Origin of the sequence: Actinoplanes campanulatus (assembly GCF_014647795.1) — a bacterium.
Classification (GTDB): Bacteria; Actinomycetota; Actinomycetes; order Mycobacteriales; family Micromonosporaceae; genus Actinoplanes; species Actinoplanes campanulatus.
The window spans coordinates 142,038-154,064 of record NZ_BMPW01000023.1; the positions used below are offsets into that span (position 1 = coordinate 142,038).

The 12,027-nt window shown below is 70.1% G+C and carries 10 protein-coding genes; 3 read left to right on the forward strand and 7 right to left on the reverse strand.

Going from position 1 to position 12,027, the window contains the following annotated elements:
- Positions 1–7: 7 nt before the first annotated feature.
- The 5 genes from araA to IEZ13_RS36640 all read right to left on the reverse strand — a co-directional run bounded on the left by araA (position 8) and on the right by IEZ13_RS36640 (position 6,142).
- The gene (gene araA / locus IEZ13_RS36620; protein ID WP_183225539.1) at positions 8–1,492 is read right to left on the reverse strand and encodes an L-arabinose isomerase; all 1,485 of its coding nucleotides are present in this window, start codon (positions 1,490–1,492) and stop codon (positions 8–10) included.
- A 37-nt stretch (positions 1,493–1,529) separates the two neighbouring features.
- On the reverse strand, positions 1,530–2,549 hold the full coding sequence (gene yjfF / locus IEZ13_RS36625) for a galactofuranose ABC transporter, permease protein YjfF (protein WP_183225538.1): 1,020 nt from the start codon (positions 2,547–2,549) through the stop codon (positions 1,530–1,532).
- Positions 2,546–3,565, reverse strand: coding sequence for an ABC transporter permease (locus IEZ13_RS36630; RefSeq protein ID WP_183225537.1), 1,020 nt, complete (start codon positions 3,563–3,565; stop codon positions 2,546–2,548). The genes yjfF and IEZ13_RS36630 overlap by 4 nt, the downstream gene beginning before the upstream one ends.
- Complete coding sequence (locus IEZ13_RS36635) at positions 3,562–5,088, reverse strand: sugar ABC transporter ATP-binding protein (protein WP_183225536.1); 1,527 nt, start codon at positions 5,086–5,088, stop codon at positions 3,562–3,564. Before IEZ13_RS36635 ends, IEZ13_RS36630 begins: the two co-directional genes overlap by 4 nt.
- Positions 5,089–5,158: 70 nt before the next feature.
- Entirely contained in the window at positions 5,159–6,142 is a 984-nt protein-coding gene (locus tag IEZ13_RS36640; protein ID WP_183225535.1) for an ABC transporter substrate-binding protein, read from the reverse strand.
- A gap of 320 nt (positions 6,143–6,462) precedes the next feature.
- On the opposite strand from IEZ13_RS36640, the gene IEZ13_RS36645 reads away from it, so the two are divergent.
- From IEZ13_RS36645 to araD, 3 genes are all read left to right on the forward strand, one after another.
- A complete protein-coding gene (locus IEZ13_RS36645; protein WP_183225534.1) occupies positions 6,463–7,455 on the forward strand; it encodes a LacI family DNA-binding transcriptional regulator in 993 nt (330 codons plus the stop codon).
- Positions 7,456–7,563: 108 nt separating this feature from the next.
- The gene (locus IEZ13_RS36650; protein ID WP_189285768.1) at positions 7,564–7,950 is read left to right on the forward strand and encodes a hypothetical protein; all 387 of its coding nucleotides are present in this window, start codon (positions 7,564–7,566) and stop codon (positions 7,948–7,950) included.
- 83 nt (positions 7,951–8,033) lie between these two features.
- The gene (gene araD, locus IEZ13_RS36655; protein WP_183225532.1) at positions 8,034–8,741 is read left to right on the forward strand and encodes an L-ribulose-5-phosphate 4-epimerase AraD; all 708 of its coding nucleotides are present in this window, start codon (positions 8,034–8,036) and stop codon (positions 8,739–8,741) included.
- A gap of 793 nt (positions 8,742–9,534) precedes the next feature.
- Here araD and pstS read toward each other — a convergent pair.
- Both pstS and IEZ13_RS36665 read right to left on the reverse strand, forming a co-directional pair.
- On the reverse strand, positions 9,535–10,608 hold the full coding sequence (gene pstS / locus IEZ13_RS36660; RefSeq protein ID WP_183225531.1) for a phosphate ABC transporter substrate-binding protein PstS: 1,074 nt from the start codon (positions 10,606–10,608) through the stop codon (positions 9,535–9,537).
- Positions 10,605–11,969 (reverse strand): hypothetical protein, encoded by a 1,365-nt coding sequence (locus IEZ13_RS36665; protein WP_229795494.1) that lies wholly within the window; start codon positions 11,967–11,969, stop codon positions 10,605–10,607. The genes pstS and IEZ13_RS36665 overlap by 4 nt, the downstream gene beginning before the upstream one ends.
- Positions 11,970–12,027: the final 58 nt, after the last annotated feature.

Sequence of the window (12,027 nt, forward strand, 5' to 3'; positions counted from 1 at the left end):
ATCCGGGTCAGCGGCCGAAGCCGCGTGCCAGGCGGTGGTACGCCTGGTTCCAGCGCACCTCCTTGGCGAACGAGCGCGTGGTGGTCGACTCGTCGATCACCAGCAGCTCGGTGCCCACCATCTCGGCCAGGTCGGCCAGCTCCTCCGCACCCACCGCCGACGACAGCACGGTGTGGTGCGGGCCGCCCGCGGTCAGCCAGCACTCGGCCGACGTGGACAGCGACGGGGCCGGCTTCCAGACCGCCCGGGCGACCGGCAGCCTCGGCAGCGGCGCGGTCGGCGGGACGACCTCGATCTCGTTGGCCACCAGGCGGAACCGCTCGCCCAGGTCGGCCAGGCCGAGCACCACGGCCGGGCCGGGCGCCGCGTCGAAGACCAGGCGGACCGGGTCCTCGCGGCCACCGATGCCGAGCGGGTGGATCTCCAGCTTCGGGGTGCCGGCCGCGATGGTCGGGCACACCTCCAGCATGTGGGCGCCGAGGATGACCTCGTTGCCCGGCGTCAGGTCGTACGTGTAGTCCTCCATGAAGGAGGTGCCGCCGCCCGGGGCCATCGCCTTGAGCGTGTGCACCAGGACCGACGTCTTCCAGTCGCCCTCGCCGCCGAACCCGTACCCGTCGGCCATCAGCCGCTGGACCGCGAGGCCGGGCAGCTGCCGCAGCCCGCCCAGGTCCTCGAAGTTCGAGGTGAACGCCCGGAACCCGCCCTCGGTGAGGAACTGCCGCAGGCCCAGCTCGATCCGGGCGCCGTAGCGCAGCGACTCGTGCCGCTCACCCAGCAGCGCGGGCGCGATCTCGTAGGTGTCCCGGTACTCGGCGACCAGCTTGTCGATCTCCGAGTCCAGCACCTGGTCCACCACGGCGACCAGGTCGTTCACCCCGTACGTGTTGACCGAGACCCCGAAGCGCAGCTGCGCCTCGACCTTGTCGCCCTCGGTGACCGCGACGTCGCGCATGTTGTCACCGAAGCGGGCCAGCTTGAGACTGCGCATCGCCGAGTAGCCGCGGGCCGCCTTGACCCAGGTGGCGATCCGCGCGACCACGGCCGGGTTGCTGACGTGGCCGGCCACCGTCTTGCGCGGCACCCCGAGCCGGGCCTCGATGAACCCGAACTCCCGGTCGCCGTGGGCGGCCTGGTTGAGGTTCATGAAGTCCATGTCGATCTCGGACCAGGGCAGCTCGACGTTGTGCTGGGTGTGCAGGTGCAGCAGCGGCGCACGCAGCGCGTCCAGGCCGGCGATCCACATCTTGGCCGGCGAGAACGTGTGCATCCAGGCGACCACACCGAGCACGCCGGGCGTCGAGGAGGCCCGCCGGCAGACGTCCAGGATCTGTTCCGGGCTGGTGAGGACCGGCTGCCAGACGACGTCCGCGTCGAGCTGGGCGTCCAGCCGGGCGGCGATCTCACGGGACTGGGAGGCGACCTGCTCGAGGGTCTCCGGGCCGTACAGTCCCTGGCTACCGGTGAGGAACCAGATTTCCCCGTTGCTCATTTGACGCCCTTCTCACGCTTGTCGCTGTTCATGTCGTTCATCTCGCCTTTCTCGTGACCAGACGCTGCAACACGATGAAGGCGAAGAGCAGGACGCCGACGATGATCCGGGTCCAGGCCGAGTTGAGGTCGCCCTGGAAGTTGATGATCGTCTGGATGAGGCCGGTGACCAGGACGCCGAGCAGGGTGCCCCAGACGTAGCCGGAGCCGCCGGTCAGCAGCACACCGCCGATGACGCAGGCGGCGATCGCGTCCAGTTCGAGACCGTTGCCCTGGAGTGCCCAGCCGGAGGTGGAGTTGATGCTGAACAACACACCGCCGAGCGCCGCGCAGAAGCCGCTCAGGGTGTAGACGGCGATCTTCGTACGGCCTACCGGCAGGCCCATGAGCAGCGCCGAGTCCGCGTTGCCGCCGATCGCGTACACGTTGCGGCCGAACCGGGTCCAGGCCAGCGTGACCGCGGCGATCAGCACGGCGAGCATCGCGACGATGGCGATCGGCTTGGTGACGACGCCCTCGGCGAGCACGATCCGGTACTCCGAGATCGCCTTCCACATGTCGTCCCGGATCGGGATGGACTGCTGGTTGATGGTCAGCGCCGTGCCCCGCGCCAGGAAGAGCCCGGCCAGGGTGGCGATGAACGGCTCCACCTTGAAGAAGTGGATCACCGCGCCCTGTCCGGCGCCGATCAGGGCGCCGAGGATCAGCACCGCCGGCAGCACCACCAGCGGAGGCCAGCCGCCCTTGAGCAGCGTCGCGGTCAGCACCGTGGTCAGCGAGATCACCGCGCCGACCGAGAGGTCGATGCCGCCGGTCAGGATCACGAAGGTCATCCCGACCGCGACCACGAGCAGCACGGCGTTGTCCCGGAACAGGTTGACGAAGACGCTCGGGTCGCCGAAGTTCTCGTAGTTCGCCACGCCGCTGCTGTACATGATCGCCAGCAGCGACAGGGTCGCGATGATCGGGATGTACTTGGCGTTCGGCCGGTAGACCCGCCGGCGCGGGTTGGTCGGCGTCCCCTTGTCGGTAACCGGGGTCATGTCGACGGTGGTCATGCGGGAACCTCCGCTCGGGCCGTACGCGGGGTGAGTCGCCCGAAGACCTTCTCCCGGAGGGTCGGGGACTGGAACAGGCAGAGCGCCACCACGACGACCGCCTTGAACAGCAGGTTCGCCTCGGACGGGATGCCGACCGCGACCACCGTGACGGCGAGAGTCTGGATCAGGACGGCGCCCAGCACGGTGCCGGCGATCGAGAACCGGCCACCGACCAGGGCGGTGCCACCGATCACCACGGCCAGGATGGCGTCGAGCTCGATGAGGTTGCCGGCCGAGATGCTGTCCGCGCTCTTGATGTTGGCGCTGTAGATCAGGCCGGCGAGACCCGCGAGACCGCCCGCCACCACGTACACCATGATCGTGATCCGCCGGGCGCCGATACCGGCCAGCCGGCTCGCCGTGGGGCTGCCGCCGACCGACTCCAGCAGCAGGCCGAGCGCGGTGCGCCGGGTCAGCAGCAGGATCAGGACGGTGGCCGCCACCGCGATGAGCAGAGCCACCGGCAGGGCGGCGAAGAAGCCCGAGGCGATGGTCGCGTACGGGCCGGACTGCACGTTGATGATCTGGCCGTCGGTGATCAGCTGGGCGATGCCGCGACCGGCCACCATCAGGATGAGCGTCGCGATGATGGGCTGGATGCCGATGATCGCCACCAGAGCGCCGTTCCACAGGCCCATCAGCATCGACACCACGATCGCGATACCGATGATCAGCAGCACCGGTCCGACGCTGTTCTGGTCGTCGAGGTCCTGGATCAGCAGACAGGCCACGGCCGCCGAGATCGCCATCACCGAGCCGACCGAGAGGTCGATGCCGCCGGTCGAGATGACCAGTGTCATGCCGAGCCCGACCAGGATCAGCGGCGCGCTGTTGCGCAGGATGTCGATGAGGGTGCCGAACAGGTGCCCGTCCTGCACCGTCACGAACTGCCTGGAGGTGAACATGTTGATGACCAGCAGCACGACCAGGATCGCCGCTGGCCAGAACAGCCGGTTCTTGAGAATGCTGGTCATGAGGTAGCTCCGCTGGCGATGGTCTGCATGATGCGGTCGGCGTCCACTCCGGCGGTGTTCTCCAGCTCCTCGACCAGCCGCCGGTCACGCAGCACGGCGATCTTGTGGCTGAGCCGGAGGACCTCCTCCAGCTCGGCGCTGACGAACAGCACCGCCATGCCGCCGTCGGACAGTTCGGCCACCAGTTTCTGGATCTCCGCCTTGGCGCCGACGTCGATGCCACGGGTCGGCTCGTCGATGATCAGGAGCCTGGGCTCGGTGATCAGCCACCGGGCGAGCAGCACCTTCTGCTGGTTGCCGCCGCTCAGATTGCGCACCGGGCGCTCCGGATCGGCGGGCCGGATCTGGAGGGCCTTGATGTACTTGTCGACGATCTCGTCCTGCTTCTTGCGCGGGATCGGCCGGGTCCAGCCGCGGGCCGCCTGCAACGCCAGGATGATGTTCTCCCGGACGGTGAGGTCGCCGATGATGCCCTCGGTCCGCCGGTTCTCCGAGGAGAAGGCGATCCCCTGCCTCATCGCGACCTGCGGGTTGCGCAGGTTCACCGGCTTGCCGGCCACCGCCAGCTCACCGTGGTCGGCCTTGTCCGCGCCGAACAGCAGACGGGCCAGCTCGGTACGCCCGGAGCCGAGCAGACCGGCCAGCCCGACCACCTCACCCTCGTGGATGGTCAGGTCGTACGGGGCGATCGCGCCGGTCCGGCCCAGCCCCCTGGCCTCCAGGATCGGCTTGGCCTCGGCCGCCCGCTCCCGGTTGCGCTGTGCCTTGTCCTCCAGGTCCTCCAGCGCCGCGAGCTCCTTGCCGATCATCTTCTCGACGAGCTGTACCTGGGACAGCTCCTCGACGCGGTGCTCGCTGATCAGCTGACCGTTGCGCAGCACGGTGAGCCGGTCGGAGACCTCGTAGATCTGGTCCAGGAAGTGCGAGACGAACAGGATCGCCACGCCGCTCTCCTTGAGCTGGCGCATGACCCGGAACAGCTGCTCCACCTCGGAGGCGTCCAGGCTGGAGGTCGGCTCGTCGAGGATCAGCACCCGCGCCTCGACGTCGATGGCGCGCGCGATCGCCACCATCTGCTGGATCGCCAGCGAGTACGAGCTGAGCGGCGCCGACACGTCGAGGTCGAGGTCGAGCCGGGCGAGCAGCTCCGCGGCACGGCGCCGCATCCTGCCCCATTGGATCTTGCCGAACCGGCGCGGCTCACGGCCGATGAAGATGTTCTCCGCCACCGAGAGGTTGGTGCAGAGGTTGACCTCCTGGTACACCGTGCTCACGCCGGCCTGCTGGGCCTGGAGCGGCCCGGAGATCCGCACCGGGACGCCGCCGAGCTTGATCTCGCCGCCGTCGATCTCGTAGACGCCGGTGAGTGTCTTGATGAGGGTGGACTTGCCGGCCCCGTTCTCGCCCATGAGGGCGTGAACCTCACCCGGGAACATGCGGAAATCGACGCCGTCGAGGGCGACGACGCCGGGGAAGACTTTTCTGATTCCGGTCATCTCGAGGACCGGGGACTGCTCGCCCATGGAGTGCTCCGTTTCGAGCGCCGCAGGCGCCCCGGCCGATGACGGCCGGGGCGACCCGCGAGCAGATCAATCAGTACTGGCGGTTGGGGAGCTCGGTCTTGGCCTGCTCCTGGGTGAAGGTGGTCTCCTTGGTGAGAACCCGCTTCTCCACCGTCTCGCCGGCGTCGACCTTCTTGGCGAGCTCCATCAGCTGCGGGCCGAGGAGCGGGCTGCACTCGACGATGTAGTTGATCTTGCCGTCGGCCAGGGCGGTCATGCCGTCCTTGACCGCGTCCACCGTGATGATCTTGATGTCGGTGCCGGGCTTCTTGCCGGCCGCCTCGATCGCCTCGATGGCACCGAGACCCATGTCGTCGTTGTGAGCGTAAAGCACGTCGATGTCCGGCGTGGACTGCAGGAAGGTCTCCATGACCGTCTTGCCGTCGGCGCGCTTGAAGTCACCGGTCTGCGACTTCACGATCTTCAGGTTCGGGTTCGACGCGATCGCGTCGGCGAAGCCCTTCTGCCGGTCCAGGGCCGGGGCCGAACCCGTGGTGCCCTGCAGCTCGACGATGTTGACCGGCTCGGTCTTGCCCTCGTACTCCTTGGCCAGCCACTCGCCGGCCTTCTTGCCCTCCTCGACGAAGTCCGAGCCGATGAAGCTCTCGTACAGCGAGGTGTCCTGCGCGTCGACCGCGCGGTCGGTCAGGATGACCGGGATGCCGGCGTCCTTGGCCTCCTTGAGCACCGCGTCCCAGCCGGAGACGACCACCGGCGAGAAGGCGATGACGTCGACCTTCTGCGTGATGAAAGAGCGGATAGCGGAGATCTGGTTCTCCTGCTTACCCTGCGCGTCGGAGAACTTCAGCTCGATCCCGGCCGCCTTGGCGGACTCCTGGATCGACTTGGTGTTCGCGGTACGCCAGCCGCTCTCGGCACCCACCTGGGAGAACCCGAGAACCAGTTTGTCGTCGCTGCCACTCTCGGAGCCGCTGTCCCCGCCGCCGCAACCGGCGAGCGAGGAGACCAGCATGAGACCACCGAGGACCGCGGCCGCGTAGTTCCTGCGCACCATAACCTCCCGAAACTGTTACCGTTCACAAATAATTAGCGGCTGAAGCGTCCACGCTCCAGGCCGCGAAGATCGCGGTGTGTTGCGATCGCCGTCACAGCTTGCGTTTCGAGAGTGTTACCGTTCTCATCCCGCTCGTCAAGAGATCCTGATCGCTGTTTCGTAAAGGTTGCAAGAACGCCCACGTCACCGCTGGTGATCGGACACAAGCTGCTAGGAATCATCCAATGGCGACATCTGAGCCGGCGCCGGGAGCTCCCGAGGCCACCGCTGACCTGCCCGTACCCGTTTCCCGGCGATCGCCCAAGGAGCGCGGGAGCGTCATGCGCGACGTGGCCAAACTGGCCGGTGTCTCGCACCAGACCGTCTCGCGGGTCATCAACGAGCATCCCAACGTTCGGGCCGAGACCCGGGAACGCGTGCTGGCCGCGATGCGATCGCTCAACTACCGCCGGAACCTCGCCGCGCGGACCCTGGCCACCCGGGAGTCGCACACCCTCGGCATCGTCGGCTTCGAGACCACCCTGTTCGGGCCGGAGTCCATGCTGTACGGCATCGAGAGCGCCGCACGTGCCGCCGGCTACCTGGTCAGCGTCGCCACCGTCCGGGACCTGTCGCACCGCCCCGTGCTCGAAGCCGTCGACCGCCTGGTCCAGCACGGCGTCGACGGGATCATCGCGATCGCCCCGAAACCGGCCGTCACCACGGCGCTCACCCACGCCCCGGCCGGGATGGCGTGCGTCGCGGTGGGCGGGGACGGGCAGGCCGGCTTCCCGACCGTACGGGTGGACAACACCGCCGGCGCCCGTCTCGCCACCCGGCACCTGCTCGACCTCGGTCACGCCACCGTCCACCATGTCGCCGGCCCGCTCGACTGGCCGGAGGCGCAGGCCCGGGTGGACGGCTGGCGCGAGACCCTGTACGCGGCCGGCGCCGTCGTGCCGCCGGTGACCGCCGGCTGGTGGGACGCCGCCGCCGGCTACGAGCAGGGCCGCCGCCTGGCCGCCGACCCGGCGGTCACCGCGGTGTTCTGCGCCAACGACCGGATCGCCCTGGGCGTGCTGCGCGCCATGCACGAGTCCGGCCGCCGGGTGCCCGAGGAGGTGAGCGTGGTCGGTTTCGACGACATGCCTGACTCGGGATATTTCCTACCTCCGCTCACCACCGTCCACCAGGACTTCGCCGAACTCGGCCGCCGCGCGCTCGCCCTGCTGCTGCGCCACCTGGACCTGCCCGACGGCGACACCCCACCGGACGGTGTGGTGGTAGCGCCCCGCCTCGTCCCCCGGACCAGCGCCGCGGCCCCGGCCGGGTGACGGACGGTTGCGTCCTGGCCACGGAGCACTACAGTCCGAGGAGTGCTCAACGACGAGAACGGACGGTGAACAGTGGCCTCCGGGGCGGGCGGGTGGTTTCGGCGCAAGGTGCCCCGGCTCTCCGGCACCCTGCACATCCGTGACGTCACCGGGCACGAGCTGGTCGTGCCGCTGCGTGGCCGCGCCTCGCTGCTGACCACGGGCGGCACCGGCCTGCGCGGCTACGGTGAGGTCTGGGCCGTGCACACCACGGCCGGCAGTCCCACGGCGGAGACCCGGCTGATGATCGTCTACGGACGCGGCGACGTCGAGGGCGAGCGTATGTCCGGGCTCTGCGCGGCCGGCGAGACCATCGAGCTCGACGGGGTCCGGTTCACCTGGCGCGCGCCGTCGCTGCCCTCCGCCTCCACCCGGGTCCCGCAGCCACGACCACCGGCCGGGAACGTCCCGCGCCACCTGGAGCGCCCCGCCCGCCGCGCCGGAGTTGATCGCTAACATCGCCTGCGTTTCGGACTTGTGTCGTCACGCGGAAGATCTCTATCGTTAGCGCTAACAATGGCGGTCGAGGAGACGACGACGTGACTTACGGTTCACCGGACCTGCGCCGGGCCGTGCTGCTGGCCAACCAGATGATCCCGGCGGCCGGGCTCGCCCAGCTGACCTGGGGCAACGTCAGCGGCATCGACCGCGAGGGCGGCTACTACCTGATCAAGCCGTCCGGCGTGGCGTACTCGGACCTCACCGAGGACGACATGGTCCCCGTCGACCTGGAGACCGGCAAGGTCATCGAGGGCGACCTGCGCCCGTCCGTCGACAGCGAAAGCCACCGCGCCTTCTACCTCGCGTGGCCGTCGATCGGCGGCGTCACCCACACCCACTCGACGAACGCCGTCGCGTTCGCCCAGGCCGACCGCGACATCCCGGTCCTCGGCACGACACACGCCGACACCTTCGACGGCCCCGTCCCGGTCACCCGCGGCCTCACCGCCGACGAATGCGCCACCGACTACGAGCTGAACACCGGCCGCGTCATCGTCGAACGCATCGGCGACGACACGGCCGCCGCCGGCATGCCCGCCGCGCTCGTCGCCAACCACGGCCCGTTCACGTGGGGCGCCACCCCGAAGAAGTCCGTCGAACACGGCATCATCCTCGAAGCGGTCGCCGAGATGGCCATCAAGACACTCGCCCTCAACCCGGCCGCCGCCACCCCGCCGCACCTCCAGGAACGCCACTTCAAACGCAAGCACGGCCCGGGCGCCTACTACGGCAACCCGCGCCCCTGACGCGCGTTCCCGGGTGGCCGACCTTCCCCTTCGCCCCGGCCACCCGGGAACTGTGCTGTGCTTGATGGCTTCGCTTCGCTCCGCGGCAAAACGCTGGGCCTGATGGCTTCGCTTCGCTCCGCGGCAAAACGCCTTGTAACCGGTGTCGAGGCAGGTGATTTCCCGCCGCCAGCACACCCCGCTGGCGTCGGCAAATCAGCTGCCTCGACACCGGCGGCGTTTTGCGGGGGTGTTGAGTGCACCGCCGTTCCGCTCAGGGTGAGCGCGGCGACGGTGGCCGCGCGTCGTTCTCCAACCCCTTTCCGGTACGGCGTTCGCCGCACCCGGCCGCAACGGTGCCGTCGCGCCCCGCGATCGTCTGCCGGGTCGAGGCTGTGCCGCGCCAGCCGGGCTGATCTGCCCGCTCGCCCTCACCCCAGCAGGGGCCCCACCCCACCAGGGCCTCACGCCAGCAGGGCCTCGCCCCAGCAGGGGCTCACGCCGGCAGGGGCCTCGCCGCGTCGCCGGGACTCGATTGCCCGGCCCGCTGTGTGGCGGCCCTCCGGAACAGGTGAGCACGCACGATCGTGATCGCGTGTGCGCCCGGCCGGCCCATCGAACTGACAGACGCACCCACAACGCCCTGCGTGTGCGCCCACCCGCCCTCGCGACTCGGATTGTGTGCGTCGCCTCCGGCGAACGGTCCCACAACGGGCTGGACTGCCCCAGCCGCCGATGGAAGCCGCCGCAACCCGGTCGAGGGGGTCACCGCTGCGGCTGATTCACGGGCGGCTGAGCAGGACCTGATGTCCGGTCAGCGGAGGGTGGAGAGGGTTTGGGCGACCTGGGTGCGGAGGGTGGGGGGCAGCGGGGTGAAGCCGGCGTGTTCGGCGGCGGACTGGCCGGGGCCGCTCGCCGCGTAGGCGAGGAAGCTGCGCGCCGTCTCGGTGACGGAACCGCGGCACACCAGCTCGTAGGTGACCGACACGATGGGGTAGGCGCCGCCGGACGCGGATGCGTGGTCGATCTCCAGGCGCAGGTCACCGCCGGCGCCGGTGACCTGGGCGGCGGCCACCGTGAGGCCCGCGGCGTAGTCGGACGGACCGGTGAACCGGCCGTCCGCGGTGCCCACCCGGACGGTCGCCAGCGAGTCCACCCGGGCGTAGGAGAGCTCCACGTACCCGATCGCCCCGTCGGTACGGGCGATCGCGGCGGCGACCCGCTGGCTGCCCCGGTATCCGGAGCCGCCGGGGACCGGCCAGTCGCCGCCGGTTCCGTGCGGCCAGTCGGCGGGGGCCGACGCCGCCAGGTAACGCAGCAGGTTGTCGGTGGTGCCGGAGCCGTCCGAGCGGTGGACGACCCGGATCCTCGTGGTGGGAAGGGCGGCGCCCGGGTTGTCGGCGGCGATGGCCGGGTCGTCCCAGGTGGTGATCCGGCCACCGAAGATCTTCGCGATGGTGGCCGGGGCGAGCCGCAGTTCCCCGGCGCCGGCCACGTTGTAGGCGAGCGCGATCGGCCCGATCACCAACGGCAGATGGACGGCCGGGCGGCTCTCGCACCGCCGGTCCGCCAGGCTCTGATCAGATCCGGACAGCGGGGTGTCGGTCCCGGCGAAGTCACCGGTGCCGGCGAGGAAGGCGCGCACACCGGCGCCGGAGCCGGTGCTCGCGTACTCGATGGACGCGTCGGGGCAGGCGATCTGATAGCCCTTGATCCACGCGTTGACCGCGTTGGTCTGCGCCGACGACCCCTGCCCGGCCGCGGTGCCGTCCGCGCAGGAGAACGGTGGCGCGGCCGGCGTGGCGGGCGCCTCGCAGCCGGTCGGCGCGAGCAGCCCCACGACGGCGAGGACCCAGGTTCTTTTTCGGACGTTCGGAGACGAGGTCATCGGTATTCCGCCAATCGCCGGCGTACCCCGTACGGGATCAGAAGAGCGATCAGCGTGAGGGTCACGACGGGCAGGACCACCCAGCCGGTCGTGGTCCTCTCCGCGGCGCGCAGCGCCCGGTCGAACTCCCGCTTGCGCGCCTCGGTGACGCCCGCCAGCGACGCGTCGAAGTAGGCGAAGTCGAAGGCCGCGTCGCCCCTCCGGATGCCGGTCAGCAGCCGCACCGCCTCGGCGGTCCGGCCGTCGTCGGCCAGGGTGAGGATGCGCTCGTGGCCGGCCTGGTAGGCGATCCACCGGTCGGCCGTCTCGGTTCCGGCCAGCCGGATCAAACCACCGCGGGGCGAGGCGGCGGCAGAACTCGGCTCGGTCTCCCAGGGGGCGAGCGACATCTCCGGCGAACGGCAGGCGGGCGTACCGGTGAGGCATGCCGACTTGCCGTCGAAGTCGTCGCGGTAGTAGGCCAGATTGGCGCTGACCACATACCGTCCGGTGTCGGCGGCGGCGTCGTAGCCGAGCGCGCGCAGTTCGGAGAGTGCCAGGTAGGGGCCGAGGCCACGGTCCCGGCCGTCGGAGAGCTGCCCGGACTGGGCGTGCAGGACCACGATCGAGGCGAGTGCCAGGATCGCGCCAAGGACGGTCGCCACCGCGAGCGGCGGGCTCCACGTCCGGCGGAAGCGGCGGGCCAGCCAGATCTGGAGGCCGAGGAGGAGCCCGAGCAGGGCGCCGCCGAAGAGCAGGACGAGGGTCACCCCGGTGCCTTCGGTGGCGCTTTTCCGGGCGTACGCGTCATCGAGCCGTTCCGTACCCGCCTCCCGCAGCTCTCGGGCGGCCGGGAGCAGGCGCTGATGCAGCAGGTTGGTGGCCTGGGTGTAGTAGCCGAGGGCGTCCGGGGCGAGCCGCCCGGCGCCGGCCGCCGGGGCGGTGGCCTGGGCGGTGACGGCCTGCCCGACCCGCTGCCGGTAGACGGCGAGCCCGTCCATCAGGTCGAGCACGATCGCCCGCTCGGCCTCCCCGGTGCCGGTGGTCAGCGACCGTTGCAGGTCCTGGTCCACCTGGTAGCCGCGGTCCCGGTAGGCGCCGAGCGCGTCGATCCGGCTGCCGGCCAGCTCGTCGCTGTCGCCGGCCAGCAGGATGCGGGTGACCTGGGCGTCCAGGTCACTGAGGGCGAAGTAGAGGTCGGCGGCGGTGGCGGCCTGCGGGGCGGCTTCCCGGCCGATGACCCCGATCTGGTCACGCACCTGGGACATCACCAGGCTGACCGAGAGCAGCAGCGCGACGGCCGCACACACCGCGGACGCGGTCCACAGTCTCAGGCGGGCCGGTGTCTCGTTCCGGAACATCGCCTCGACAAACGCGGGCACGCCGTCAAGGTAAGCCATTGCCGCAATTCCGTGACGGCGCGCCCGGCCGTTTTCTTTT